Source organism: Paracoccus sp. TOH (genome assembly GCF_030388245.1).
Taxonomy (GTDB): Bacteria; Pseudomonadota; Alphaproteobacteria; order Rhodobacterales; family Rhodobacteraceae; genus Paracoccus; species Paracoccus simplex.
Genome location: NZ_CP098361.1, coordinates 314191 through 340283, shown reverse-complemented (window position 1 = coordinate 340283; position 26093 = coordinate 314191). Strand labels below are relative to the sequence as shown.

At 68.5% G+C, this 26093-nt stretch carries 28 protein-coding genes and 1 tRNA gene; 21 read left to right on the top strand and 8 right to left on the bottom strand.

Annotated features, from left to right (window positions below; all coding sequences use genetic code 11):
- Positions 1-1365, top strand: coding sequence for an MATE family efflux transporter (locus tag NBE95_RS12275; protein WP_289895719.1), 1365 nt, complete (start codon positions 1-3; stop codon positions 1363-1365).
- 83 nt (positions 1366-1448) lie between these two features.
- Here the strand turns inward: NBE95_RS12275 and NBE95_RS12270 are convergent, their stop codons facing one another.
- Positions 1449-1763, bottom strand: coding sequence for a DUF1476 domain-containing protein (locus NBE95_RS12270; protein ID WP_289895718.1), 315 nt, complete (start codon positions 1761-1763; stop codon positions 1449-1451).
- 145 nt (positions 1764-1908) lie between these two features.
- On the opposite strand from NBE95_RS12270, the gene purC reads away from it, so the two are divergent.
- From purC to rnr, 9 genes are all read left to right on the top strand, one after another.
- Positions 1909-2673, top strand: a complete 765-nt coding sequence (gene purC / locus NBE95_RS12265) for a phosphoribosylaminoimidazolesuccinocarboxamide synthase (RefSeq protein ID WP_028716635.1) — start codon at positions 1909-1911, stop codon at positions 2671-2673.
- A gap of 11 nt (positions 2674-2684) precedes the next feature.
- The gene (gene purS, locus NBE95_RS12260; protein WP_289895717.1) at positions 2685-2924 is read left to right on the top strand and encodes a phosphoribosylformylglycinamidine synthase subunit PurS; all 240 of its coding nucleotides are present in this window, start codon (positions 2685-2687) and stop codon (positions 2922-2924) included.
- Between the two features lie 87 nt (positions 2925-3011).
- Positions 3012-3884, top strand: a complete 873-nt coding sequence (locus tag NBE95_RS12255) for a LysR family transcriptional regulator (protein ID WP_289895716.1) — start codon at positions 3012-3014, stop codon at positions 3882-3884.
- A 75-nt stretch (positions 3885-3959) separates the two neighbouring features.
- A complete protein-coding gene (locus NBE95_RS12250) occupies positions 3960-4439 on the top strand; it encodes a formate dehydrogenase subunit gamma (protein WP_289895715.1) in 480 nt (159 codons plus the stop codon).
- Positions 4436-5962: an NADH-ubiquinone oxidoreductase-F iron-sulfur binding region domain-containing protein gene (locus tag NBE95_RS12245; protein WP_289895714.1), complete on the top strand. Its 1527-nt coding sequence runs from the start codon at positions 4436-4438 to the stop codon at positions 5960-5962. Before NBE95_RS12250 ends, NBE95_RS12245 begins: the two co-directional genes overlap by 4 nt.
- Complete coding sequence (fdhF, locus tag NBE95_RS12240) at positions 5959-8838, top strand: formate dehydrogenase subunit alpha (protein WP_289895713.1); 2880 nt, start codon at positions 5959-5961, stop codon at positions 8836-8838. The genes NBE95_RS12245 and fdhF overlap by 4 nt, the downstream gene beginning before the upstream one ends.
- A 4-nt stretch (positions 8839-8842) precedes the next feature.
- A complete protein-coding gene (fdhD, locus tag NBE95_RS12235; RefSeq protein WP_289895712.1) occupies positions 8843-9658 on the top strand; it encodes a formate dehydrogenase accessory sulfurtransferase FdhD in 816 nt (271 codons plus the stop codon).
- Between the two features lie 6 nt (positions 9659-9664).
- Positions 9665-9886: a formate dehydrogenase subunit delta gene (locus NBE95_RS12230; RefSeq protein WP_289895711.1), complete on the top strand. Its 222-nt coding sequence runs from the start codon at positions 9665-9667 to the stop codon at positions 9884-9886.
- Between the two features lie 44 nt (positions 9887-9930).
- Positions 9931-12195, top strand: coding sequence for a ribonuclease R (gene rnr / locus NBE95_RS12225; protein WP_289895710.1), 2265 nt, complete (start codon positions 9931-9933; stop codon positions 12193-12195).
- Between the two features lie 179 nt (positions 12196-12374).
- On the opposite strand, the gene NBE95_RS12220 is transcribed toward rnr, so the two are convergent.
- On the bottom strand, positions 12375-13973 hold the full coding sequence (locus NBE95_RS12220) for a phosphoenolpyruvate carboxykinase (RefSeq protein ID WP_289895709.1): 1599 nt from the start codon (positions 13971-13973) through the stop codon (positions 12375-12377).
- A gap of 139 nt (positions 13974-14112) precedes the next feature.
- Between NBE95_RS12220 and NBE95_RS12215 the strand changes: the two genes are divergently transcribed.
- From NBE95_RS12215 to NBE95_RS12190, 6 genes are all read left to right on the top strand, one after another.
- Positions 14113-14631, top strand: coding sequence for an HPr kinase/phosphatase C-terminal domain-containing protein (locus NBE95_RS12215; RefSeq protein ID WP_354670366.1), 519 nt, complete (start codon positions 14113-14115; stop codon positions 14629-14631).
- 27 nt (positions 14632-14658) lie between these two features.
- Positions 14659-15633, top strand: a complete 975-nt coding sequence (gene rapZ, locus NBE95_RS12210; RefSeq protein ID WP_289895708.1) for an RNase adapter RapZ — start codon at positions 14659-14661, stop codon at positions 15631-15633.
- Positions 15634-15649: 16 nt separating this feature from the next.
- A complete protein-coding gene (locus NBE95_RS12205; protein ID WP_289895707.1) occupies positions 15650-16075 on the top strand; it encodes a PTS fructose transporter subunit IIA in 426 nt (141 codons plus the stop codon).
- Complete coding sequence (locus NBE95_RS12200) at positions 16072-16362, top strand: HPr family phosphocarrier protein (RefSeq protein ID WP_019353312.1); 291 nt, start codon at positions 16072-16074, stop codon at positions 16360-16362. Before NBE95_RS12205 ends, NBE95_RS12200 begins: the two co-directional genes overlap by 4 nt.
- Before the next feature lie 9 nt (positions 16363-16371).
- A complete protein-coding gene (locus NBE95_RS12195) occupies positions 16372-16980 on the top strand; it encodes a TetR/AcrR family transcriptional regulator (RefSeq protein WP_289895706.1) in 609 nt (202 codons plus the stop codon).
- Positions 16981-17078: 98 nt separating this feature from the next.
- A complete protein-coding gene (locus NBE95_RS12190) occupies positions 17079-17501 on the top strand; it encodes a DUF2852 domain-containing protein (protein WP_019353832.1) in 423 nt (140 codons plus the stop codon).
- A 51-nt stretch (positions 17502-17552) separates the two neighbouring features.
- Here the strand turns inward: NBE95_RS12190 and NBE95_RS12185 are convergent, their stop codons facing one another.
- The 6 genes from NBE95_RS12185 to NBE95_RS12160 form a co-directional block, all read right to left on the bottom strand.
- Complete coding sequence (locus tag NBE95_RS12185) at positions 17553-18932, bottom strand: glutamate--cysteine ligase (protein WP_289895705.1); 1380 nt, start codon at positions 18930-18932, stop codon at positions 17553-17555.
- 49 nt (positions 18933-18981) lie between these two features.
- Complete coding sequence (locus NBE95_RS12180) at positions 18982-19497, bottom strand: hypothetical protein (RefSeq protein ID WP_289895704.1); 516 nt, start codon at positions 19495-19497, stop codon at positions 18982-18984.
- On the bottom strand, positions 19497-19913 hold the full coding sequence (locus tag NBE95_RS12175; protein ID WP_289895703.1) for a GNAT family N-acetyltransferase: 417 nt from the start codon (positions 19911-19913) through the stop codon (positions 19497-19499). The genes NBE95_RS12180 and NBE95_RS12175 overlap by 1 nt, the downstream gene beginning before the upstream one ends.
- On the bottom strand, positions 19910-21067 hold the full coding sequence (gene dapE / locus NBE95_RS12170) for a succinyl-diaminopimelate desuccinylase (RefSeq protein ID WP_289895702.1): 1158 nt from the start codon (positions 21065-21067) through the stop codon (positions 19910-19912). Before dapE ends, NBE95_RS12175 begins: the two co-directional genes overlap by 4 nt.
- Positions 21068-21094: 27 nt before the next feature.
- Complete coding sequence (locus NBE95_RS12165; RefSeq protein ID WP_289895701.1) at positions 21095-21874, bottom strand: sulfite exporter TauE/SafE family protein; 780 nt, start codon at positions 21872-21874, stop codon at positions 21095-21097.
- Positions 21875-21898: 24 nt separating this feature from the next.
- A tRNA-Thr gene (locus NBE95_RS12160) sits at positions 21899-21973 on the bottom strand.
- A gap of 144 nt (positions 21974-22117) precedes the next feature.
- Between NBE95_RS12160 and NBE95_RS12155 the strand changes: the two genes are divergently transcribed.
- From NBE95_RS12155 to NBE95_RS12135, 5 genes are all read left to right on the top strand, one after another.
- Complete coding sequence (locus NBE95_RS12155) at positions 22118-22306, top strand: hypothetical protein (RefSeq protein ID WP_289895929.1); 189 nt, start codon at positions 22118-22120, stop codon at positions 22304-22306.
- On the top strand, positions 22307-23590 hold the full coding sequence (gene murA, locus NBE95_RS12150) for a UDP-N-acetylglucosamine 1-carboxyvinyltransferase (RefSeq protein WP_289895700.1): 1284 nt from the start codon (positions 22307-22309) through the stop codon (positions 23588-23590). It abuts the gene before it with no gap.
- Positions 23583-24062, top strand: a complete 480-nt coding sequence (locus tag NBE95_RS12145; RefSeq protein ID WP_289895699.1) for a DUF2948 family protein — start codon at positions 23583-23585, stop codon at positions 24060-24062. Before murA ends, NBE95_RS12145 begins: the two co-directional genes overlap by 8 nt.
- Positions 24063-24258: 196 nt before the next feature.
- A complete protein-coding gene (hisD, locus tag NBE95_RS12140; RefSeq protein WP_289895698.1) occupies positions 24259-25569 on the top strand; it encodes a histidinol dehydrogenase in 1311 nt (436 codons plus the stop codon).
- The gene (locus NBE95_RS12135; RefSeq protein ID WP_289895697.1) at positions 25566-26054 is read left to right on the top strand and encodes a UPF0262 family protein; all 489 of its coding nucleotides are present in this window, start codon (positions 25566-25568) and stop codon (positions 26052-26054) included. The genes hisD and NBE95_RS12135 overlap by 4 nt, the downstream gene beginning before the upstream one ends.
- Positions 26055-26093: the final 39 nt, after the last annotated feature.

Below are 26093 nucleotides of genomic sequence, written 5' to 3'. Positions count from 1 at the left end.
ATGGTCGAGCTGCAATCCGGCGGCCAATCCGGCGGCCTGTCCGGGGTCGTGCCGCCGCGGGCGCTGACCCACCGCCGGGTGCTGGCCATCGCCTTGCCGGTGGTGCTGTCCAACGCCACGATTCCCATCCTGGGCGCGGTGGATACCGGCGTCATCGGCCAGTTGGGCCGGGCCGAGCCGATCGGCGCGGTCGGGCTGGGCGCGGTGATCCTGACCTCGCTCTACTGGATCTTCGGCTTCCTGCGCATGGGCACCTCGGGGTTGGTGGCGCAGGCGCATGGCGCGGGCGACGCGGGCGAATCCGGCGCGCATCTGATGCGGGCGCTGGCCATCGGCGCGGCGGCGGGGCTGGGCTTCATCCTGCTGCAGGCCCCGTTCTTCGCCGCCGCCTTCCGGTTGGCGCCGGCCTCGGCGTCGGTCGAGGCGCTGGCCCGGGACTATCTGGCGCTGCGCATCTGGGGGGCGCCGGCGACCATCTCGCTTTACGCCCTGACCGGCTGGCTGATCGCCGTCGAGCGGACGCGCTCGGTGCTGGTGATGCAGCTGGCGATGAACGGGCTGAACATCGGCCTGGACCTGTGGTTCGTGCTGGGTCTGGGCTGGGGCGTGCGCGGCGTCGCCGGGGCGACGCTGATCGCGGAATGGTCGGGGCTGTTGCTGGGCCTGTGGTTTGCCCGGCACGCCATCCGCGCCGGGCTGCGGCGGGCCGGGCTGTTCGCCCGCGACCGGCTGGAACAGCTGGCGCGGGTGAACGGCGACATCCTGATCCGCTCGGTGCTGCTGCAGGGCTCATTCACCACCTTCATGTTCATGGCGGCGGGGCAGGGCGACGTGACGCTGGCCGCCAACCAGGTGCTGCTGCAATTCCTCTCCATCGTCGCCTATGGGCTGGACGGCTTCGCCTTTGCCGCCGAATCGCTGGTCGGGCAGGCGGTGGGGGCGCGGCGGCCGGATCGGCTGCGACGGGCGGCGCGGCTGGCCTCGGGCTGGGGCGCGGCGGGGGCGGCGCTACTTGCGGCCGTCTTCCTGCTGGGCGGGCCGGCGATCATCGACCTGCTGACCACCGCCCCCGCGGTCCGGGCCGAGGCGCGGCAGTTCCTGCCCTGGTTGGTGGTGGCGCCGCTGGTCGGCGTGGCCTCGTGGATGCTGGACGGCATCTTCATCGGCGCCATCCGCACGCGCGAGATGCGCAATGCCATGCTGGTTTCGGTCGGGATCTACGCGGTTCTGGTGCTGCTGCTGCCCAGGGCCTTCGGCAATCACGGGCTTTGGGCGGCGCTGATGGCGCTGAACGCGTTGCGCGGTCTGACGCTGTGGCGGCTTTATCCGCGGGTCGAGGCGGCGGCCCGCGGCATGGCCCCCTGACCCGCGATGTCCTGAACCGCGGCCCCGGAACGCAAGACGCCCCGGCGCGGGGCCGGGGCGTCGGGAATGGCGCGGCGGGCCGCTTACATCTCGCTGACGATCTGGTCGCGGGCGGTGGCGCGCAGCTCGATCATCTTGGCGCGGATCGCCGCCTCGTCGGCCTTGCCGGTCAGGTCGGCCACCAGCTTGCGGAACACGTCCTCGTCGCCCGGTTCGTCGAAATCCGAGCTGACCACGGTCAGTGCATAGGCGCGCGCATCGTCGCCGGACTTGCCCAAAAGCCCGGCCGCCCATTCGCCCAGCAGGCGATTGCGCCGTGCCTCGGCCTTGAAGTTCAGTTCCGCATCATGGGCGAATTTCGCCTCTTGCGCGCGCTCGCGGTCGTCAAAGGTGGTCATGGCGGCCTCTGCTTGGGTTTTCCCGTGGTCTTATCGCAGGATATGCCCGCGCCGGGGTCGCATCGCAAGCCTGTATTGCCCCTGACCCCGTTTCTGGCCTATAGCGCGATAAAGATTGTCACCTTGCGGACGGGAGAAGCGCAGCATGGCACCAAGGCGCAAGAAAATCTACGAAGGCAAGGCCAAGATCCTGTACGAAGGCACCGAGCCCGGCACGCTCATCCAGTATTTCAAGGATGATGCCACCGCCTTCAACGCCCAGAAGAAGGCCACCATCGAGGGCAAGGGCGTGCTGAACAACCGCCTGTCCGAATTCTTCATGACCGGGCTGACCAATATCGGCGTGCCGAACCACTTCATCCGCCGCATCAACATGCGCGAACAACTGGTGCGTCAGGTCGAGATCATTCCGCTGGAAGTGATCGTCAGGAATTTCGCCGCCGGTTCCATCGCCAAGCGCCTGGGCATGGAAGAAGGCACGCCGCTGCCGCGCCCGATCGTCGAATACAGCTTCAAGAACGACGAACTGGGCGATCCCTTCGTGTCCGAGGAATACATCATCGCCTTCGGCTGGGCCAGTCAGCAGGATCTCGACGACATCGTGTCGCTGGCGCTGCGGGTCAACGATTTCCTGTCGGGGGTGTTCTTCGGCGTCGGCATCAAGCTGATCGACTTCAAGATCGAGGTCGGCCGGATCTGGGACGGCGATTTCATGCGCCTGGTGGTCGCCGACGAGATCAGCCCGGACAGCTGCCGGCTCTGGGATGTCAAGACCGGGCAGAAGCTGGACAAGGACGTGTTCCGCCGCGACCTGGGCAGCCTGACCGATGCCTATACCGAGGTGGCGCGCCGGCTGGGCCTGATGCCCGCCAACACCACCTCGCTGACCAAACCCACCCTGATCAACTGAGAGGCCCGCAGATGAAAGCCCGTGTCACCATCATGCTGAAGGATGGCGTTCTGGACCCCCAGGGCGAGGCGATCCGGCACGCGCTCGGCGGGCTGGGCTTTGCCGGGGTTTCCGGCGTGCGCCAGGGTAAGGTGATCGAACTGGACCTGGCGGCAGCCGATGCCGAGGCCGCCAGGGCCGAGGTGGCGCGCATGTGCGAGGGGCTGCTGGCCAATACCGTGATCGAGAAATACGCGGTCGAGATCGTCTGATCCGCCGGGCCGGGGGCTTCGCGCCCCCGGACCCCCGCGGGGTATTTGGAAAACGGAGAAAGCCGGCCGGGCGGGGAGGGCGGGTCCGTGATCGACAAGCTTTCCATGTTCATGGCCTTGGCGCGCGAGAAGCATTTCGGCCGCGCCGCCGAATCGCTGGGCATCACCCAACCCACCCTGTCCTCGGCCATCCGGGCGCTGGAGGAGCAGCTGGGCGTGCAGCTGGTGCGGCGCGGCTCGCGCTTCCAGGGGCTGACGCCCGAGGGCGAGCGGGTGCTGGGCTGGGCGCGGCGCATCGTCGCCGATGCCCGCGCCATGCAGGCCGAGATGCAGGCCAGCCGCAAGGGCGTGTCGGGGCGGCTGCGCATCGGCGTGATCCCCACCGCCATGCCGCGCATCGCCGAGCTGACCGGGCCGTTCCTGCGCCGCCATCCCAATGCCGGGGTCTCGATCCTGTCGCGCAGCTCGGACGAGATCCGCGACCAGATCGAGGCGCTGGAGCTGGATGCCGGCGTCACCTATCTGGACAGCGAGCCGCTGGGCCGGGTGCAGAGCCTGCCGCTGTATCGCGAAACCTATTGTCTGATCGACCGGGGCGAGCTGGCGGGGCCGGCCGACTGGGCCGAGACCGCCACCCGGCCGCTTTGCCTGCTGACCCCCGACATGCAGAACCGCCGCATCGTCACCCGGCACCTGGTCGAGGCGGGGGCGGATGCGCTGCCGCGGGTCGAATCGACCTCGATGCTGGCGATCCTGTCGCATGTGGCGACCGGCGACTGGGCGGCGATCCTGCCGCGGGCGCTGGCGCGCGGCCTGCCGCTGCCCGAGGGGGTTCGGGCCCGTGACCTGACCGGCGAGGGCCATATGGTCGGCGTGGTGGTGGCCCGGCGCGAGCCGCATCCGCCACTGGTCGAGGCGCTGATCCGCATTGTCTCGTCGATTGATACCTTCAATCAATAAACGATATATCACAATTGTATCGTCTATCACCGGCCTCTAGTCTGGACAAAACAGTAGAGCCCGGACCCCCTAGCCATGACCTCACCAGCGATCGACGCTGATTTCCTTCTGCGCCTTGACGAAATCATCGCCGCCCATCAGGGCCGCGAGGGGCCGCTTCTGCCCATCCTGCACGACATTCAGGCCGAATGGGGCCATGTGCCCGAGGAGGCGCAGCCGCGGCTGGCCGAGGCCCTGGGCATGACCCGGGCCGAGGTCTATGGCGTGGTCAGCTTCTATCACGATTTCCGCGACCATCCGCATGGCCGGCATGTGCTGCGGCTGTGCCGGGCCGAGGCCTGCCAGTCGATGGGCGCCGATGCCTTGGCCGAGGAGGTGCGCGCCGCGCTGGGAATCGACTGGCACGAGACCACCCCGGACGGGCGGCTGACGCTGGAGCCGGTGTTCTGCCTGGGGCTTTGCGCCTGCGCGCCCTCGGCGCAGATGGGCGACAGGCTGCTGGGCCGGGCGAATCTGGCCAAGGTGCGGCAACTGGTGGCGGAGGCAGGCGCATGAGGATCTGGGTTCCCCTGGACGCCGCCGCAAGGGCTTTGGGCGCCGACGCGGTGGCCGAGGCGCTGGGGCGCGAGTTTGCCGTGACCCGCAACGGCAGCCGCGGCATGATCTGGCTCGAGCCTCTGGTCGAGGTCGAGCGCGACGGCGTGCGGCACGGCTACGGGCCGGTCGGGCCCGAGGACGCGGCCTCGGTCGCCGAGGCGATCCGCACGGGCGGCGCGCATCCGCTGGCCCTGGGCCCGGTCGAGGAACTGCCCTGGATGAAGGCGCAAAGCCGGCTGACCTTTGCCCGGGTCGGCGTGATCGACCCGCTTTCGGTCGAGGAATACGAGGCGCATGGCGGGCTGGCCGGGCTGCGCCGCGCCATCGGCATCGGGCCGGAAAAGGTCGTCGAGGAGGTCACCGAATCCGGGCTGCGCGGCCGCGGCGGCGCCGGTTTCCCGACCGGCATCAAGTGGAAGACCGTCGCCGGCGCCAAGGCTCCGCGGAAATACATCGTCTGCAATGCCGACGAGGGTGATTCGGGCAGTTTTGCCGACCGCATGCTGATGGAGGGCGATCCGTTGGTCCTGATCGAGGGCATGGCGATCGCCGGCATCGCCACGGGCGCGGTGCAGGGCTATGTCTATATCCGCAGCGAATATCCCGACGCCATCCGGCTGATGGAGGCCGCCATCGGCAAGGCCCGGCAGGCGGGCATCCTCGGGCCGTCGGTACTGGGTTCGGGCCATGCCTATGACATGGAGGTGCGGGTCGGCGCCGGCGCCTATGTCTGCGGCGAGGAGACCAGCCTGCTCAACAGCCTGGAGGGCAAGCGCGGCGTGGTGCGCGCCAAGCCGCCGATTCCGGCGCTGGAGGGGTTCCTGGGCCGGCCGACGGTGGTCAACAACGTGATCTCGCTGGCCTCGGTGCCCTGGATCCTGACCCATGGCGGGGCGGAATACGCCAAGCTGGGCATCGGGCGGTCCAAGGGCACGATCCCGATCCAGATCGCCGGCAACGTGAAATATGGCGGGCTGTTCGAGGCTGCCTTCGGCATGAGCCTGCGCCAGATCATCGAAGAGATCGGCGGCGGCACCGCCTCGGGCCGGCCGGTCAAGGCGGCGCAGGTGGGCGGGCCGCTCGGCTCCTACATCCCGCATTGGAACTTCGACGTGCCCTTCGGCTACGAGGAGCTGGCGACGAAAGAGGGCCTGCTGGGCCATGCCGGAATCACCGTCTTCGACGACACCGCCGACATGCTGAAGCTGGCGCGCTTCGCCATGGAGTTCTGCGCCGTGGAAAGCTGCGGCAAATGCACGCCCTGCCGGATCGGCTCGGTCCGGGGGGTCGAGACCATCGACCGCATCGCCCAGGGCGACGAGACGGGGATCCCGATCCTTACCGATCTTTGCAACACGATGAAATGGGGCTCGCTCTGCGCGCTGGGGGGCTTCGCGCCCTTCCCGGTCATGTCGGCGCTGACCCATTTCCCCGACGATTTCAGCGGGCGCCGCGAGCCCCGCAAGGAGGCCGCCGAATGAAGGATTTCATCATTCCCGACCGTGACATGGGTACGCCCGCGGTCAAGTCCGACGTCACCGTGAACCTGCTGGTGGACGGCATCCCGGTCAGCGTGCCGGCCGGCACCAGCGTCATGCGCGCCGCCGCCGTGGCCGGCATCTCGGTGCCGAAGCTCTGCGCCACCGACCATCTGGCCGCCTTCGGCTCCTGCCGGCTTTGCGTGGTGCAGATCGACGGGATGCGCGGCCTGCCGGCCTCCTGCACGACGCCGGTGGCCGAGGGCATGGTGGTCCATACCCAGACCGACGAGGTGGCGCAGATCCGCAAGGGGGTGATGGAGCTTTACATCAGCGACCACCCGCTCGACTGCCTGACCTGCGCCGCCAATGGCGATTGCGAGCTTCAGGACATGGCCGGCGCCGTCGGCCTGCGCGAGGTGCGCTATGAGCCGGGCCAGAACCATTTCGCCCGTCGCGATGCCGAGGGGCCGAACCCGGAATACCGGCCCAAGGACCAGTCGAACCCCTATTTCACCTTCGACCCCGCCAAATGCATCGTCTGCAACCGTTGCGTGCGGGCCTGCGAGGAGGTGCAAGGCACCTTCGCGCTGACCATCGAGGGCCGCGGCTTTGACAGCCGCGTCTCGGCCGGGATGGCCTCGGACAGTTTCCTGTCCTCGGATTGCGTCAGCTGCGGCGCCTGCGTGCAGGTCTGCCCGACCGCGACGCTGATCGAGAACAGCGTGATCCAGATCGGCACGCCCGAGCATATCGTCAAGACGACCTGCGCCTATTGCGGGGTCGGCTGTTCCTTCGACGCGCATATGCGCGGCGAGGAGGTGGTGCGCATGGTCCCCAGCAAGGACGGCAAGGCGAACCACGGCCACAGCTGCGTCAAGGGTCGCTTCGCCTGGGGCTACGCAACGCATCGCGAACGCCAGACCCAGCCGATGGTGCGCGAACGCATCACCGATCCGTGGCGCGTGGTCAGCTGGGACGAGGCGCTGGATTTCGCCGCCACCCGTCTGCGCCAGGCGCAGGAGGATTTCGGGCGCGATGCCATCGGCGTCATCACCTCGTCGCGCTGCACCAACGAGGAAACCTATCTGGTGCAGAAGCTGGCGCGCGCCGTCTTCCACAACAACAACACCGACACCTGCGCCCGGGTCTGCCATTCGCCCACCGGCTACGGGCTGAAGACCACCTTCGGCACCTCGGCCGGCACGCATGACTTCGATTCGGTGGACGAGACCGACCTGGCGCTGATCATCGGCGCCAACCCGACGGATGCGCATCCGGTCTTCGGCTCGCGCATGCGCAAGCGGCTGCGCGAGGGGGCCGGGCTGATCGTCGTCGACCCGCGCGAGATCGACCTGCTGAAGACCCCGCATATGGGCGACAGCCTGCATCTGCCGCTGCGGCCGGGGACCAACGTCGCCGTCGTCACCGCGCTGGCGCATGTGATCGTCGCCGAGAAGCTCTATGACGAGGCCTTCATCCGCGAGCGCTGCGACTGGGACGAGTTCCTGGCCTATGCCGAATTCGTGATGGATCCCCGGCATTCGCCCGAGGAGGTCGAGAAGCTGAGCAAGGTGCCGGCCGAGCTGATCCGCAAGGCCGCGCGCGCCTATGCCGCCGCGCCGCGCGCCAGCATCTATTACGGCTTGGGCGTGACCGAGCATTCGCAGGGCTCGACCACGGTGATGGCGATCGCCAACCTGGCGATGATGACCGGCAATATCGGCAAGCCCGGCACCGGCGTGAACCCGCTGCGCGGCCAGAACAACGTGCAGGGTTCCTGCGACATGGGCTCGTTCCCGAACGAATATCCGGGCTATCGCCATGTCTCGGACCCCGAGGCGCGGGCCATCTATGAGCGGGTCTGGGGCGTCGAGCTGTCGCCCGAACCGGGCCTGCGCATCCCCAACATGTTCGACGAGGCACTGGCCGGCCGCTTCAAGGGCCTTTACTGCCAGGGCGAGGACATCGTGCAATCCGACCCCGACACCCGGCACGTCACTTCGGCGCTGTCGGCCATGGATATCGTGATCGTGCAGGATCTGTTCCTGAACGAGACCTCGAACTATGCGCATGTCTTCCTGCCGGGTTCGAGCTTCCTGGAAAAGGACGGCACCTTCACCAATGCCGAGCGGCGCATCAACATGGTCCGCCGCGCCATGACGCCGAAGAACGGCTACGAGGACTGGGAGGTCACGCAGCTGCTGGCCAACCGCATGGGCGCGGCCTGGTCCTATACCCACCCGCGCGAGATCATGGCCGAGATCGCGATGACCACGCCCAGCTTCGCCGGGGTCAGCTACGATCTTCTGGATCGCGAGGGTTCGGTGCAATGGCCCTGCAACGACAAGGCGCCGCTGGGCACGCCGGTCATGCATATCGACGGTTTCGTGCGCGGCAAGGGCAAGTTCGTCCATACCGAATACGTCGCGACCGAGGAACGCACCGGCGCGCGCTTCCCGCTGCTGCTGACCACCGGGCGGATCCTGTCGCAATACAATGTCGGCGCGCAGACCCGGCGGACCGACAACAGCGTCTGGCACCCCGAGGACATCCTGGAGATCCACCCCTCGGATGCCGAGAACCGCGGCATCCGGGAAGGCGACTGGGTGCGCGTGGCCTCGCGTTCGGGCGATACTTCGCTTAGGGCGCATATCACCGAGCGGGTGGCGCCGGGGGTGGTCTATACCACCTTCCATCACCCGACGACCCAGGCCAATGTGGTGACCACGGACAATTCCGACTGGGCCACCAACTGCCCCGAGTTCAAGGTGACGGCCGTGCAGGTCAGCCCCTCGAATGGCCCCTCGGAATGGCAAGAGGAGTATCGCCATCATTCCGACCTCGCGCGCCGCATCCTGCCCGCCGCTGCCGAGTGACCGCATGCGCGACGTGACGACCGGCGTCCTGCGCTGGGACGGCGCAGGCCAGGGCGGCGGCTGGCGGTTTGTCGAGCCGCCCCCGGCGCCGCAGGAATGCCCGGTGGCCATCGTCATCGACGGCATGAGCCAGGCGGTGCTGATGGCGACGCCGCAGGATCTGCGCGACTTCGCCCTGGGCTTCGCCCTGACCGAGGGGCTGATCGCGGCGCCCGGCGATGTCGAGGGGTTCGAGGAGGCCGCGGTCGAGGCCGGCGGTTTCCCGGCCCGCGAGGCGCGGCTGTGGCTGCGCCCCGGCCTTGCCGCGCGGCTGGCCGAGCGGCGGCGCAGCATGGTCGGGCCGGTGGGCTGCGGGCTTTGCGGCGTCGACAGCATCGAGGCGGCGCTGCCGCAGATCGTGCCGGTCGCCTCGGACTGGTCGATGCCGCCCGAGGACGTGGCCCGCGCCATGGCGGCGCTGACGCAAGGCCAGGTCTTGCGCCACCAGACCCCGGCGATCCACGGCGCCGCCTTCTGGGACGGCGCCCGCGCCGTGACGCGCGAGGATGTCGGCCGCCACAACGCGCTGGACAAGCTGGCCGGCGCGCTGGCGCAGGCCGGGCAGTCGGCCGGGCAGGGTGCCGTCGTCATGTCCTCGCGGCTGTCGGTCGATCTGGTGCAGAAGGCCGCCCGCATCGGCGCACCGATCCTGATCGGCGCCAGCGCGCCGACGGCGCTGGCGCTCGGCTGGGCCGAACGTGCCGGCATCACCCTGATCGCCCGCGCCCGGCAGGCGAGCTTCGATCTTTACACCCATCCCCGGCGCATCGCCGGAAGCTGAGGCCCCATGTCCCACGACGATTCCAAACTGATTCACATGGCCACGCAGATGGCGCAGTTCTTCACCAGCCAGCCCGACCGGCCGGCGCCCGAGGCGGTGGCCGCCCATATCAACGATTCCTGGACGCCGCGCATGCGCCAGGCCTTCGTGGCGTTGATCCGTGCCGGGGCCGAGGCCGATCCGGTGGTGCGCGACGCGGCGGCCTTCGTGCGGCTGCCCGCCGCCTGATTTTGCCTCTGCCACCCCGTCCGGCAGCGTGCTAGCGTGGCGGCATGGCACAGCTACCTTCCCGTCAAGAGATTCTCGATTGGGTGTCCGCCCACCCGGACGCCACTGCCAAGCGCGACATCGCCAAGGCCTTCGGCATCAAGGGCGCCGAGCGCATCGAGCTGAAGCGGCTGCTGAAGGAGCTGGAGGCCGAGGGCCTGCTGGAACGCCGCCGCCGGCATTACCACGATGCCGAGCGGCTGCCGCCGGTCACCGTGCTGCAATTGCTGCCGCCCAACCGCGACGGCGACATTTTCGCCAAGCCTTTGGAATGGCAGGGCGAGGGGCCGGTGCCGCGCATCCTTTACGCGGCGCTGAAATCCGATCCCGCCGTCGCGCCCGGCGAGCGCATCCTGGCCCGGCTGATCGAGACCCGGGGCGAGGATCACGACTATCAGGCCCGGCTGATCCGCCGCATCGGCACGGTGCAGCACCGCATCGTCGGCATCTTCCGCGCCGCGACCGGCGGCCCCGATGCCGGCGGCCGCATCCTGCCCATCGACAAGGGCCAGGACAGGGAATGGCAGGTGCGCCCCGGCGACGCGCATGGCGCGAAAAACGGCGAGCTGGTCGATGCCGAGCAGGTCGGCCCGCGTGGCCGCATCGGCCTGCCCGTGGCGCGGATCGTCGAGCGGCTGGGCGACCCTTCGGCGCCCCGGGCGGTCAGCCTGATCGCCATCCACCAGCACGGCATCCCCGACGATTTCCCCGACGCGGTGATCGCCGAGGCCGACGCCGCCCGCCCGGCGACGATGCAGGGCCGCGAGGATCTGCGGCACCTGCCTTTCGTCACCATCGACCCTTCGGATGCGCGCGACCGCGACGATGCCGTCGCCGCCGAAACGCATGAGGATGGCGGTGCCACGGTCTGGGTCGCCATCGCCGATGTGGCGCATTACGCCCGCCCCGGCTCGGCCCTGGACCGCGAGGCGCGGAACCGCGGCAATTCCACCTATTTCCCCGACCGGGTGGTGCCGATGCTGCCCGACATCCTGTCGAGCGACCTGTGCTCGTTGCATCAGGGCGTGGACCGGCCGGTGATCGCCGTGCGGATGCGGCTGGACGCGCAGGGCAACAAGACCGGCCACAGCTTCCATCGCGGCATGATCCGCTCGGCCGCGAGCCTGGCCTATGAGCAGGCGCAGGCGGCGGCCGACGGCAATCCCGACGACCAGACCGCGCCGCTGGTCGATGCGGTGATCCGGCCGCTCTGGCATGGCTACGAATTGCTCAAGGCCGCGCGGGCCCGCCGCCAGCCGCTGGAGCTGGACCTGCCCGAGCGGCGGATCGTGCTGACCCCGGACGGCCGGGTGAAGTCGGTGAATTTCCGCGAACGCTATGACGCGCATCGGCTGATCGAGGAATTCATGGTGCTGGCCAATGTCGCCGCCGCCGAGGAGCTGGAACGGCTGCGCCGGCCGCTGCTTTATCGCGTGCACGAGGAGCCGACGGTGGAAAAGCTCGACGCGCTGCGCGAGGTGGCCGAGGCCTCGGGCTTCACCCTGGCCAAGGGCCAGGTGTTGCAGACCCGGCACCTGAACCGGCTGCTGGAACAGGCCGAGGGGTCCGAGTTCGACGAGCTGATCAACATGACGGCGCTGCGCTCGATGCAGCAGGCCTATTACAACCCGGAGAATTTCGGCCATTTCGGACTGGCGCTGCGCTCTTACGCGCATTTCACGTCGCCGATCCGGCGCTATTCCGACCTGATCGTGCATCGGGCGCTGATCATGGGCCACAAATGGGGCGATGACGGGCTGTCGGCGCAGGATATCGAGACGCTTTCGGAAACCGCCCAGCACATCTCGGAGACCGAGCGGCGGTCGATGGCGGCAGAGCGCGACACCACCGACCGCTATCTTGCCGCCTATCTGGCCGACCGGGTGGGGGCCGAGTTCACCGGCCGCATCAGCGGCGTGCAGAAATTCGGCGCCTTCGTGCGGCTGGACGAGACCGGGGCGGACGGCCTGTTGCCGATCCGCGAGATCGGCCGGGAATATTTCCACTACGACCCGAATGCGCAGGTGCTGATGGGCTCGGAAACCGGACTGGAAATCGGCATCGGCCAGCGCGTGACCGTGCGGCTGACCGAAGCGGTGCCGCTGACCGGCGGGCTGATGCTGGAGTTGCTGGAGGTCGAGGGCCGGCCGCTGCCGCAGGGCGCCTCGCGCGGCCGTGGCAAGGGTCCGATGCGCAAGCGCGCCACCCAGGCCCGGCTGGCCGAGGTCAAGCGCGCCCAGAAACGCCGGCGGGTGCGGCGGCAGCATTGAACGAAGGGGGCTTTGCCCCCGCGCGTTCCGCGCTGCTCCAGGGTATTTCGAACACGGAGAAGGTCGCCGGGGCGCGCCCGCGTGTCGGCCGCGGGCCGGGGGTCTTGCGACCGCGGCGCAGGCGAAGGGGCGGCCCTTTCGGACCGCCCCTTGCCCTTGCATCATTGCCGTTCCAGGTTTCAGCCGATGGCGGCGGCGCGGACGTCGTCGTCGATCTTGTCGGCATATTGCGCGAAATTGTCGCTGAACATGCCGACCAGCTTGCGGGCCTGCGCGTCATAGGCGGCGCCGTCCGCCCAGGTCTGGCGCGGGTCCAGCAGCTTGTCATCGACGCCGGGGACCGAAACCGGAACCTCGAAGCCGAAATTCGGATCCTTGCGGAACTGCACCTGGTTCAGCGAGCCGTCCAGCGCCGCGGTCAGCAGGGCGCGGGTGGCCTTGATCGGCATGCGCTTGCCGGTGCCGAAGGCGCCGCCGGTCCAGCCGGTATTGACCAGCCAGCAGGCCGCGCCGGTCTGGGCGATCTTTTCCTGCAGCAGTTTGCCATAGACTTCCGGCCGGCGCGGCATGAAGGGGGCGCCGAAGCAGGTCGAGAAGGTCGGCGTCGGCTCGGTCACGCCGACCTCGGTGCCCGGGGTCTTGGAGGTGAAGCCCGACAGGAAGTGATACATGGCCTGGGCCGGGGTCAGTCGCGCGATCGGCGGCAGCACGCCATAGGCGTCGCAGGTCAGCATGATCACGTTCTTCGGCTGGCCGCCCAGCGAGGTCGGCGAGGCGTTCGAGATCTGCTCCAGCGGATAGGCGCAGCGCATGTTGTCGGTCAGCGAGTTGTCCTCGAAGTCCAGCTCCAGCGTGTCGGGGTCATAGACCATGTTCTCGACCACGGTGCCGAACTTGTAGCAGGTGGCGTAGATCTCCGGCTCGGCCTCGGCCGAGAGGTTGATGGTCTTGGCGTAGCAGCCGCCCTCGAAGTTGAAGATGCCGGTGTCGGACCAGCCGTGCTCGTCATCGCCGACCAGCGTGCGCGAGGGATCGGCCGAGAGCGTGGTCTTGCCGGTGCCCGACAGGCCGAAGAAGATGGCGCTGTCGTCCGGGTTGCCGAGCGCGTGGTTGGCCGAGCAATGCATCGGCATCACGCCCTTTTCCGGCAGGATGTAGTTCAAGAGCGTGAAGACCGACTTCTTGTTCTCGCCGGCATAGGCGGTGTTGCCGATCAGGATCAGCTTTTTGTCGAAATTGAGCGCGATCACCGTTTCCGAGCGGCAGCCGTGGCGTGCCGGATCGGCCTTGAAGCTGGGGCAGTTGATGATGGTGAATTCCGGCGCGAAGCTGGCCAGCTCGGCGGCCTCGGGCCGGCGCAGCAGGTTGCGGATGAACAGCCCGTGCCAGGCCAGTTCGGTCACGACCCGGACGTCGAGGCGCAGGGCAGGATCCGCGCCGCCGTAGAGGTCCTGAACGAAATAGTCCTTGCCTTTCATGTGTTCCAGCATGTCGGCATGCAGCCGGTCGAAGGCCTCGGGCTCCATCGGGCGGTTGTTCTCCCACCAAATGCTGTCTTCCACCGCGGGGCTGCGCACGACATGCTTGTCCTTGGGCGAGCGGCCGGTATGGGCGCCGGTCGAGACCAGGAAGGTGCCGCCAAGACCCAGCCGGCCTTCGCCGCGCTGGATGGCCGCTTCGATCAGCGCCGGTTCGAGCAGGTTGTAGTGGACATTGCCGAGCCCGGTGATCCCCTGGTCTTCGAGACGGCAATTCGGGTTGACGCGCGGTTCGCTCATGGCACCTGTGCTCCTGCTAGAATTCCGGGCCGACAACCGGCCGTTGCGCGTCCTATAACACGGCATTTCCCCAGCGAAAGCGGCGTTATGGACAGGTTTAGCGCTATCAGGAAAGGTTAGCGCAACCATTTGCGCGGGCATGGTCCGGGCGTCAAGAATTCGCCACAAAGGCAGGGGTTCTGTCCTAACCAGCGGTACTGATTCGCCGCGTTTCGGAGGCCGTCGCGCCATGATCCTGCACGCATCCTGCATCGCCCATCGGGGCAGGGGACTTCTGATCCTCGGGGCCTCTGGCGCAGGCAAATCGACGCTTGCTCTTGAAATGATGGCTTTCGGCGCAACGCTTGTGGCGGATGACCGTACGCTGTTGCGGGCGGAGGGCAGAGATATCGTCGCCGATTCGCCCGATTCGCTGCGCGGCCTGATCGAGGCACGCGGCCTTGGCATCCTGCGCGCCCGCGCCCATGGCCCGGTCGCACTGGCGTTGGCGGTGGATCTGGACCGGCCCGAGCCCGAGCGCCTGCCGCCGCCGCGCCGGCTTGACCTTTTGGACAGGGCTTTGCCCCTTGTCCTTGGCGCCGGCTGTGTCCATCTTGCCCCGGCACTGTTGCAATATCTCGACGCCGGACGGGCGGACACGGATGGGCAGGAGAAGTGAGCCGAGATGTCTGAGGCGGGCAGCCCCATGGACAACCAGCAGGACCCGGCCCGCGACGGCGGCGCCGTCGAGGATACGGCCCAGCGTCTGGTGCTGATCACCGGGCCGTCCGGGGCGGGCCGCTCGACCGCGATCAATGTGCTGGAGGATCTGGGCTACGAGGCCATCGACAACCTGCCGCTGTCGCTGATCCCGCGGCTGCTGGACGGGCCGCCGCGGCCGGTGCCGCTGGCGCTGGGGCTGGATGTGCGCAACCGCGACTTTTCCGTCGCCAACCTGACCGAGCTGATCGACAAGCTGGTGCGGCTGCCGGAATACGCCCCCGAGCTTCTGTTTCTCGACTGCGCCACCGAGCAGCTTTTGCGACGCTTCAATGAAACCCGGCGCCGCCATCCGCTGCGCGGCGAGGCCTCGCCCCTGGACGCGATCCGGGCCGAGCGCGATCTGCTGGCGCCGATCCGGGCGCGGGCCGACGTGCTGGTCGATACCTCGGAACTGTCGCCGCACGACCTGAAGGCGGAGCTGGCGCGCTGGTTCGACACCGAGACGGGGCGGCGGCTGGCGGTCTCGGTGCAGTCGTTTTCCTATAAGCGCGGGGTGCCGCGCGGGGTCGACATGATGTTCGACTGCCGCTTCCTGGCCAACCCGCATTGGGAACCGGCGCTGCGGCCCCTGGATGGCCGCGACCGGGCGGTTCAGGATTATGTGACGGCCGATCCGCGATTCGACGAATTCTTCCGCAGGGTGCGGGATCTTGTGCTTTTCGCCCTGCCTGCCCATCTGGAAGAGGGCAAGGCCCATCTGGCGATCGGCTTCGGTTGTACCGGAGGGCAACACCGTTCCGTCACAATGGCGGAAAAAATGGCGGATGCGCTTGCGAAAGCGGGCTGGCAAGTGTCAACTAGACATCGGGAACTTGAACGCCGTCAAATGGCGCCGGCACCTGGGGATGATGGCCAACACGGCCTCTCACACGGCACGGGCGCCAGGGTAAGCGGCTGATGCGTGGTGGAGTGAATTGATCGGGATTGTCATCGTGGCGCATGGCGGCCTGGCGAGGGAATATCTCTCGGCAGTCGAGCATGTGGTGGGACCGCAAACCGGCATCAAGGCCGTTACGATCGAGGAAAACCATGATCGGAGCCAGAAGCAGGCCGAAATCTGCGCGGCGGCCGATTCGGTCGATTCCGGCGACGGCGTGGTGGTGGTGACGGACCTGTTCGGCGGCTCGCCCTCGAACCTGTCGCTGATGGCCTGCGCGATGCGCAACCGCTCGATCCTTTACGGCGCGAACCTGCCGATGCTGGTGAAGCTGGCGAAATCGCGCAAGCTGTCGGTCGCCGATGCCGTTTCCCTGGCCAAGGATGCGGGACGCAAGTACATCAACAGCTATGACGTTCTGCCTGCCGATGTGCTTCCCATCCCGAATCGTGCCGCTTCATGAATGACATGACCAACGGGGCCGTCACCCGCGAACTGGCGATCATCAACGAAAAGGGCCTGCATGCGCGGGCCAGCGCGAAATTCGTCGAGACGGTCGAGCGGTTCGACGCCCAGGCCATCGTGGAAAAGGACGGGATCAGCGTCTCGGGCGATTCGATCATGGGTCTCTTGATGCTGACCGCGCCGCGCGGCAGTTCGATCCGCGTCACCACGCGCGGCGCGCAGGCCCGCGAGCTTGCCGATGCGCTGAGCGCGCTTGTCGAGGACTATTTCGGCGAAGGCATGTAAGGGCCGGACATGGCCCGATCCTCTTATCATCATGGCAATCTGCGCCAGGCCCTTGTCGAGGCCACGGTGCGGCTGATCGAGGAGAACGGTCCGCAGGGCTTTACCCTGGCCGAGGCCGCGCGCCTGGCCGGGGTCAGCGCCGCGGCGCCCTATCGCCATTTCACCGGCCGCGAGGATCTGCTGGAGGAGGTCGCCCGGCAGGGATTCGAGGAATTCGCCGCCCGGCTGGGGACCGCCTTCGACGACGGTCGCCCGCGGCCGCTGACCGCGTTCCTGCGCATGGGGCAGGAATATCTGGGCTTCGCGGCCGAGCGGCGCGGCTTCTACATCGCCATGTTCGAATCCGGCATCTCGATCACCGGCAATTCCGGGCTGCAACAGGCGTCCGAGCGGGCGCGGGGCGTGCTGGTCCGCGGGGCCGAATCGCTTTTCGTCAACCGCCCCGGCCCGCAGCCGCCGCCCGGCATGATCGCCGACCATATCTGGGCGCTGAGCCATGGCGTGGTCGAACTGTTCGGGCGCGGCAAACCCGGCTCGCGCTCGCCCATCTCGGCCGCTGACATGCTGGAAAGCGGCGCGCTGATCTATCTGCGCGGGCTGGGCGTGATCCCCGACTGAACCCCTTGGCTGAAAATTTTCGCCGCATCCCTTGAACCCGGCCGGCCGCGCTCCATTTATGTAAATGTGATTAACATTCACATCGGAAAGGGACCGCAATGAACACTGACATCGCCCCGCGCCCCTCCGCCTTCGACCGGATCGGCGCGGCATTGGCCGGCATCCGGGACTGGCTGGACGAGCGCGGGAAGGGCGCCTGGATCGCTGCCATGATCCTGGCCTTCATCGCCTGCTGGCCTTTGGGCCTTGCCATCCTGGGTTACATGATCTGGAGCAAACGCATGTTTTCTTGCCGCCACCGCCATCATCACCACGGCCACCGCTATCGCCAAGGTTTCGGCATGCCGACCGGCAACAGCGCCTTCGATGCCTATCGCGAGGAAACGCTGAAACGGCTCGAGGACGAGCATCGCGAATTCCTCGACTTCCTGCAGAAGCTGCGCGAGGCCAAGGACAAGGTCGAGTTCGATCAGTTCATGCAGGGCCGCAACCAGCCGCAGCCGCCCGCGCCGCAGGCCTGAGCCGCGCCGCCAACCGAATGCGAAAAGGGCCGGGGATCACCCGGCCCTTGGTCAATAGGAATACTCGCCGTAGATGCGGCTCAGATCGCCCGCCCATTCGCCGTGGTATTTCCCCAGCAACTCGTCGGCGGGCACCTTGCCCGTCTCGACGCTTTCCTTGAGCGCGTTCAGGAAATGCGTCTCGTCCGGGACCAGCCCGCCCGAGCCGGTGCGGGCCCGCGCCTTCAACCCGGCTTCCGAGATCGCCAGCACCTCGCGCGCCAGATCGCGCATCTTCACGCCGTTCACCTCGGCATCCAGCGCCAGCAGGCCGGCGCCGCGCCGCCAGGCCTCGCGCGTCTCGGCATCCCAGCCTTTGACCAGATCCCAGGCGGCGTCCAGCGCCGACTGGTCATAGACCAGCCCGACCCAAAGCGCCGGCAGGGCGCAAAGCCGCCGCCAGGGTCCGCCGTCGGCGCCGCGCATCTCGATGAATTTCTTGACCCGCGCCTCGGGGAAGACCGTGGTCAGGTGGTCCGCCCAGTCCGACAGGGTCGGGATCTCGCCCGGCAGCGCCGGCAGCTTGCCCTGCAGAAAATCGCGGAAGCTCTGCCCCAGCGCGTCGATGTATTTGCCGTCGCGATAGACGAAATACATCGGCACATCGAGCACGTAATCGACCCAGGCCTCATAGCCGAAGCCGTCCTCGAAGACGAAGGGCAACATGCCGGTGCGCGCCTCGTCGAGATTCTGCCAGATATGCGCGCGCCAGCTTTTCCAGCCGTTCGGCTTGCCGTCGAGGAAGGGGGAATTGGCGAAAAGCGCATTCGCCACCGGCTGCAGGGCCAGCGCCACCCGCAGCTTCTGCACCATGTCGGCTTCCGAGGCGAAGTCCAGATTCACCTGCACGGTGCAGGTGCGATACATCATCTGCGTGCCCAGCGTGCCGACCCGGCCCATGTAATCGGTCATCAGCCGGTAACGCCCCTTGGGCATCATCGGCATCTGTTCCTGCGTCCAGATCGGCGCGGCGCCCAGACCGATGAAGCCGGCGCCCAGCTCATCCGCCACGGTCTTCACCTCGGCCAGATGCTGATTCACCTCGTCGCAGGTCTGGTGGATGGTCTCCAGCGGCGCGCCCGACAGCTCCAGCTGACCGCCGGGTTCAAGACTGACATTGGCGCCGTCGCGCTCCAGCCCGATGATGTTGCCCGCCTCCAGCACCGGGGTCCAGCCGAAGCGGCTCTGCAGCCCCTCCAGCATGGCCTTGACCGAGGGCTGGCCGGGCGCAGCCTCGTAGGGCAGGGGCATCAGGTCGGCATGGCGATAGCCGAATTTCTCGTGCTCGGTGCCGATGCGCCAAGCCTCGCGCGGTTTCTCGCCCGCGGCGATATATTCGACCAGCTGTTCGGGACGTTCGATCGGGCCGCCGCCCTGTTGGGGAATGGACATCGGTGGCCTTTCGTTTGCCTTGCGTGCCACAGGTGGCAAGCGAGGCGCGTCAAGTCAAGCGGGCGCGCGCCGGCCTCGTCCAAACGGTCTGGATCGTCGGCGCCGCCTGGGCCAGGGCCGCGGAAAGGCGCCCCATCTCGATCCCCGGCAGCGTGGCGAAGGCGCCGGCCAGATGCTCGGCCCCCGTCGCATCCACCGGGATCAGCAGCGCCTGGCCATCGGCGCTTTTCAGCCGCCAGTGCCGGCGGCCGTTCAGCCGCATCAGCCGGATCTCGGCCAGCTCGCGCAGCGCGATCTCGCCGCCCAGCAGCCGGTTGGGCGACAGGTAGCGGATCGCGCCCTCGTCCAGCTCGACCATGCCGGGGCCGAGCGAGCCGTGGCGGAAGCGCATCCGCCGCCGCGCATCCAGTGCCCAGAGCGCCGAAGCCGCGGCGATCGCCGCGCCGATGGGCCACAGGATCCAGCCGCCCAGCGAGAACAGCCACAGCCCGAACCCGGTCGCGACCAGCGCGGCGCCGGTCTCGGCCCAGGGGCGCAGCTTCTCGGCCAGTTCCGGGCGGATCATCAAAGCTCCAGCGCCATGTCGCGATGCGGGATGCCGGCATCGTCATATTCCGGGCCGTAGGCGGCGAAGCCCAGCTTCTGGTAAAAGCCGATGGCATGGGTCTGGGCGCCCAGCTTGGCGCGGGTGACGCCGGGCAGGGCGCGCAGCTCGTCCAGCGCCGCGCGGATCAGCGCCGCGCCGGCCCCGGTGCCGCGGGCCGATTGCAGCACCGCGACGCGGCCGATCTTGCCGGTCGCGCCCTGGATCAGGATGCGGGCGGTGCCGATGGCCGCGCCGCTGTCGTCGCGGGCCAGCAGGTGGATCGCCGCGCCGTCGCGACCGTCCCATTCCTCGGCCTCGGGGACGTTCTGCTCGACGACGAAGACCTCGCGGCGGATGGCGCGGCAGGTGTCGAGGTCGGTGGTCTTCTCGATCATGCGAAGTAACGCTCCAGGATGCGGCGATAGATGCGGGCCAGCTGGCGCACCTGCTCGGCCGGTACGCGTTCGTCCACCTGATGCATGAAATGCCCCACCAGCCCGAATTCAAGCACCGGGCAATGATCCTTGACGAAACGCGCATCCGAGGTGCCGCCCGAGGTGGACAGCGCCGGGTCGAGCCCGGTTTCCTCGCGCACCACGCTGGCGACCAGATCGACGAAGGGGCCGGGCCGGGTCAGGAAGCTTTCGCCCGACACATCGGTCGAGATGGCGAAATCCACCCTGGTTTCGGCCGAAACCGCCGCCGCGCGGGCACGGATCATCCGGTCGAGGCTTTCGGAGCTGTGCGTGTCGTTGAAGCGGATGTTCACCACCGCCCGCGCCCGTTCCGGGATCACGTTCGAGGCCGGGTTGCCGCAATCCACCGTCGTGACCTGCAGGCCCGAAGGGTCGAAATGCTCGGTCCCCTCGTCCAGCGGCGCCTCGGTCAGTTCGTTCAGCAGCCGCACCAGCGCATGGATCGGGTTGCGGGCGCGATGCGGATAGGCGGCGTGGCCCTGGACGCCATGCGCCTCGATCCGCAGCGTCATCGAGCCGCGGCGGCCGATCTTGATCATCTCGCCCATGCGGTCGGGATTCGAGGGCTCGCCGACGATGCAGACATCCATCCGCTCGCCCTCGGCTGCCATCCAGTCCAGCAACGCGCGGGTGCCGTGCTTGCCGGGGCCCTCCTCGTCGCCGGTGATGGCCAGGATCACCGCGCCGTCCGGCGGCGGCGTCTCGGCCACGAAGCCGATGGCGGCGGCGACGAAGGCGGCGACCCCGGACTTCATGTCGGTGGCGCCGCGGCCCCAGATCCAGCCCCCGGCCTCGTGCCCGGAAAAGGGCGGATGCGTCCAACTGGCCGGATCGCCGGGCGGCACCACGTCGGTATGGCCGTTGAAGCCGAAGGTCCGCGCGCCTTTCGCCCCCCAGCGCGCGAACAGGTTCGGCACCCCCTCGCGGTCGACGCGGCGGCATTCGAAGCCCGCCGCGCCCAGCACCTCTGCCAGAAGCTGCAAGGCGCCGCCTTCCTCGGGCGTGACCGAGGCGCAGCGGATCAGCCTTGCGGTCAGTTGCGCGGGATCGGGGATCGGGGCGGATTGCGTCATGGGCGGGCCTTTCGCTTTTGGCCCTGATTACACCGCCGGCCCCGCAAGCTCCAGCGCGCGGCGCAGCAGGTTGGCGCCGGTCAGCACCAGCAGGATCAGCGTCCAGCGCCGGAACCGCGCCGCGTCCAGCCGGTCATGCGCCAGATAGCCCAAGCCCATGCCGATCAGGGCCGGGATCACCAGGATGGCGGAAAGCGGCAGGGTCCGGGCGTTCAGCAGCCCCGATTGCAGATGCGAGACGGTCAGCACCGCCGCGCCCAGGAAGAACACCACCCCCTGCACCCGCATCTGTTCGGTCTTGGGGGCGTGCAGCGACAGCAACAGCACCAGCAGCGGCGGCCCCCAGATGCCCGAGACGCCGCCGATCAGCCCGCCGATGACCCCGGTGGCGATCTCCATGCGCCGGCGGTGATGCACCGGCAGGACCAGGCTGCGGCCGAGGATCTGCCACAGCGCGAAGACGGTGATCGGCAGGCCGATGATGGCATACATCAGCCATTGCGGCACCCGCGGGGCGAAGGCGGCGCTGACCGGGATGAACAGCACGACCATGCCGATATGCCAGCGATAGGCCCAGCTTGCCTGCCAGGCGGGGCGCCAGCCGCCGCGCAGCGCCTGGCGGATATTGGTGACCAGCACCGGCAGGATCACCGCCGCCACCGCCTGCTGCGCGGTCAGGAAGGATCCCAGCGCCGCCAGCATGATCATCGGCATGGCAAAGCCGATGGCGCCCTTCACGAAGCCGGAAAACAGCGTGATCGCGATGGCGGTCCAGAAATGGAAGGGGTCGAGGCCAGCGCAGCACATGGTCTGGAAATGTCAGCAGGGGAATGGTGCTGTGAGAGAGGATTGAACTCTCGACCTCTCCCTTACCAAGGGAGTGCTCTACCACTGAGCTACCACAGCATCGTGGGCGGGGCTTTAGACCGACTGCGGCGGGCGCGCAAGGGGGAAGAGTCGGAAAAAATGCATTTCGCCATTCCCCGCCGATCCCGCCCGGCCGGCCGCGCCGCCGCTGGACGCAAGCCGGCAAGGACGCTAACAGAAGACATGGTGAAAACACCCCGCGATCCCAGGCAAGACACACGCGAAGCGCGGCTCAAGGCGGCGCTGCGGGCCAATCTTGCGCGGCGCAAGGCGCAGGGCCGCGCACGGGCCGGGACGGCGGAAGACAGCACGAACGAGCAGCACGGGCCAGAGATGCCGGCAAACGGCCAGACGCCCGGGAACGAGGATTAGATGGACCAGATCATTGTAAGGGGCAACGGGCCGCTGAGCGGCGAGATCCCGATCGCCGGCGCCAAGAACGCCTGCCTGACGCTGATGCCGGCGACGCTGCTGACCGACCAGCCGCTGACCCTGACCAATGCGCCGCGGCTCTCGGACATCCGCACCATGACCGCGCTGCTGCAGTCGCTGGGGGCCGAGGTGGCCAGCCTGCAAGATGGGCAGGTGCTGGCGCTGTCCAGCCACGACCTGACCAGCCACCGCGCCGAATACGACATCGTGCGCAAGATGCGTGCCTCGATCCTGGTGCTGGGGCCGATGCTGGCACGCGACGGCCATGCGGTCGTGTCGCTGCCCGGCGGCTGCGCCATCGGCGCCCGGCCGGTCGACCTGCACCTGCGCGCGCTCGAGGCGATGGGGGCGGAACTCGACCTGCGCGAGGGCTATGTCCACGCCAAGGCGCCCGCCGGCGGGCTCAGGGGCGCGGTGATCGACTTCCCGCTGGTCTCGGTCGGGGCGACCGAGAACGCGCTGATGGCGGCGACGCTGGCCCGCGGCACCACCGTCATCAACAATGCCGCGCGCGAGCCCGAGATCGTCGATCTGGCCGAATGCCTGCGCCGCATGGGCGCGCAGATCGAGGGCGAGGGGACGTCGACCATCACCGTCGAGGGCGTGCAGGCGCTGGGCGGCGCCACGCATCCGGTGGTCACCGACCGGATCGAACTGGGCACCTACATGCTGGCCCCGGCGATCTGCGGCGGCGAGGTCGAGTGCCTCGGTGGCCGCATCGACCTGGTCGCTGCCTTCTGCGAAAAGCTCGACGCGGCCGGCATCGAGGTGGTCGAGACCGCCCGCGGCCTCAAGGTCTCGCGCAAGAACGGCCGGGTGCGGGCCGTGGACGTGGTGACCGAACCCTTCCCCGGCTTCCCGACCGACCTGCAGGCGCAGATGATGGCGCTGCTTTGCACCGCCGAGGGCACCTCGGTGCTGGAGGAGAAGATCTTCGAGAACCGCTTCATGCATGCGCCGGAACTGGCGCGCATGGGCGCGCGGATCGAGGTCCATGGCGGCCACGCCACCGTCCATGGCGTCGAAAAGCTGCGCGGCGCCCCGGTGATGGCGACCGACCTGCGCGCCTCGGTCAGTCTGATCCTGGCCGGGCTGGCCGCCGAGGGCGAGACCATCGTCAGCCGGGTCTATCACCTGGATCGCGGCTACGAGAAGGTCGTGCGCAAGCTGCGCGGCGTCGGCGCCGATATCGAACGCATCAAGGAGGCCCCCGCCGATGGCTGACGCCCGTTTCACCGATGCCGATCCCGCACCGCTGGCGCTGCTGGCCGGCGATGCCGACGACCTGACGGTGATCTCGGCCCTGGCGCAGGATGCCATCCTGCCGGTGACCGAGATCGCCTATGACGGCCGCCATCGCCAGCTGGCGCTGCTGCTGAACCGTTTCCGCTGGGAGGATGCCGAGTTCGCCCGCCGCGACGGCCGCCCCTATGAGCGGGTGCGGTCGGTGCTGCTGATCTCGGACGTGCGGCGGGTGCAAAGCGACGGCATCGACCGCAAGGACCAAGACCTGATCCTGGAACTGCTGGCGCTGACCTGGCAGCCGGGCGAAGACGGCACCGGCCGCCTGCTGCTGGAATTCGCCGGCGACGGCACGCTGGCGATCGAGGTGGAATGCCTGAATGTCGAACTGCGCGACGTGACCCGGCCCTATGTCGCCCCCTCGCGCCGCGTGCCGCAGCATCCCGAGAACTGATCCGGCGGATCTTCCGGGTCCGGCATGGCGCCGGTCGCAAGATGGCATGAGCATTTGAAGGCCGCCGAGAACGCGCGATTTCGCCGCTTCCCAAAGACGCGAACCCGCGCTGCATCGACGGGCCCGGCCGCGCCATAGCCGCTTGAGCCCCTTGGTCCGAGCCGTTAACAAGGGCGGGTCATTGAAGGCCCGAGCCATGCCCATCCATCTTTCCAGCGCCCAACCCGATTTTGCCGAACGCTTTTCGGCGCTTCTGTCCATGAAGCGCGAGGATGCGGCGGATGTGAACGATGCCGTGGCGGCGATCATCGCCGATGTGCGCGACCGGGGGGATGCCGCCCTGGTCGAGCTGACCAAGCGCTTCGACCGTCTGGTGCTGACGCCCGAGACCCTGGCCTTCTCGAAAGCCGAGATCGCCGCCGAGATCGCGAAGGTTTCCGCCGAGGACCGCGCCGCGCTGGCCATGGCTGCGAACCGCATCCGCGCCTATCACGCCCGGCAGATGCCCGACGACCTGGGCTGGACCGATCCCGAGGGTGCGACCCTGGGCTGGCGCTGGACCCCGGTCTCGGCGGCCGGCCTCTATGTGCCGGGCGGGCAGGCGAGCTATCCCTCCTCGGTGCTGATGAACGCCATCCCGGCGCGGGTCGCCGGGGTCGAGCGGCTGGTGATCTGCGTGCCGACCCCCGACGGGGTGGTCAATCCGCTGGTGCTGCTGGCGGCCGAACTGGCCGGGGTGGATGAGATCTATCGCATCGGCGGCGCGCAGGCCATCGCGGCGCTGGCCCATGGCACCCGGACCATCCGCCCGGTGGACAAGATCACCGGGCCGGGCAATGCTTATGTCGCGGCGGCCAAGCGGCAGGTCTTCGGCCGGGTCGGCATCGACATGATCGCCGGTCCCTCCGAGGTGCTGATCATCGCCGCAGGCGCGCAGAACCCGGAATGGCTGGCGCTGGATCTGCTGGCGCAGGCCGAGCATGACGCCGATGCCCAGTCGATCCTGATCACCCCCGACGAAGCCCTGGCCCGCGCCGTGGTGGCCGAGGTCGAGCGCATCCTGCCGACCCTGCCGCGCGCCGCGGTGGCCGGGGCGAGCTGGCGCGACTATGGCACGGTGATCGTGACCCGCGACCTCGACGAGGCGGCGGCGCTTTCCGACCGGCTGGCGCCCGAGCACCTGGAGCTCTGCGTGGACGACCCCGAGGCGCTGGCGGAAAAGACCCGTCATGCCGGGGCGGTCTTCCTGGGCGGCTGGACGCCCGAAGCGGTGGGCGATTATGTCAGCGGCCCGAATCACGTCCTGCCCACGGCGCGCTCGGCGCGGTTCTCCTCCGGCCTGTCGGTGATGGATTTTCTCAAGCGCACCACGCTGGCCCGGCTCTCGCCCGAGGCGCTGGGGGCGATCGGCCCGGCCGCGGTAAGGCTGGCCGAATCCGAAGGGCTGTCGGCGCATGGCCGCTCGGTCTCGGCGCGGCTGGCGGCCTTGAACAGGGGGCAGTCATGAGCCAGCCCACGGACCGGCTGTGCCGAATCGACATCGACGACAGCGTGCTGCCGCCGGCCACCCCCGAGATCGAGCAGGAGCGCCGCGTCGCGGTCTTCGACCTGCTCGAGGATAACAGCTTCGTGCTGCCCGGCCGCGACGGGCAAGAGGTTCCCGCCGGCCCCTATGCGCTGGCCCTGGCGGTGCGCGAAAAGCGGCTGGTCTTCGACATCGCCACCGAATCCGGCGGCAAGGTGGCCGAGTTCCACCTGTCGCTGGGCCCGTTCCGGCAGACGGTCAAGGATTACTTCCAGATCTGCACCAGCTATTTCGACGCGGTGAAGCGGCTGCCGCCGGCGCAGATCGAGGCCATCGACATGGCCCGGCGCGGCATCCACAACGAGGGCGCCCGCACCCTGCAGGAGCGGCTGGAAGGCAAGGCCGAGGTCGATATCGACACCGCGCGGCGCCTGTTCACCCTGATCTGCGCCCTGATCCCGGGGTGATTCGTGGCCGGACCGATACCCCATTCGGTGCTGTTCTGC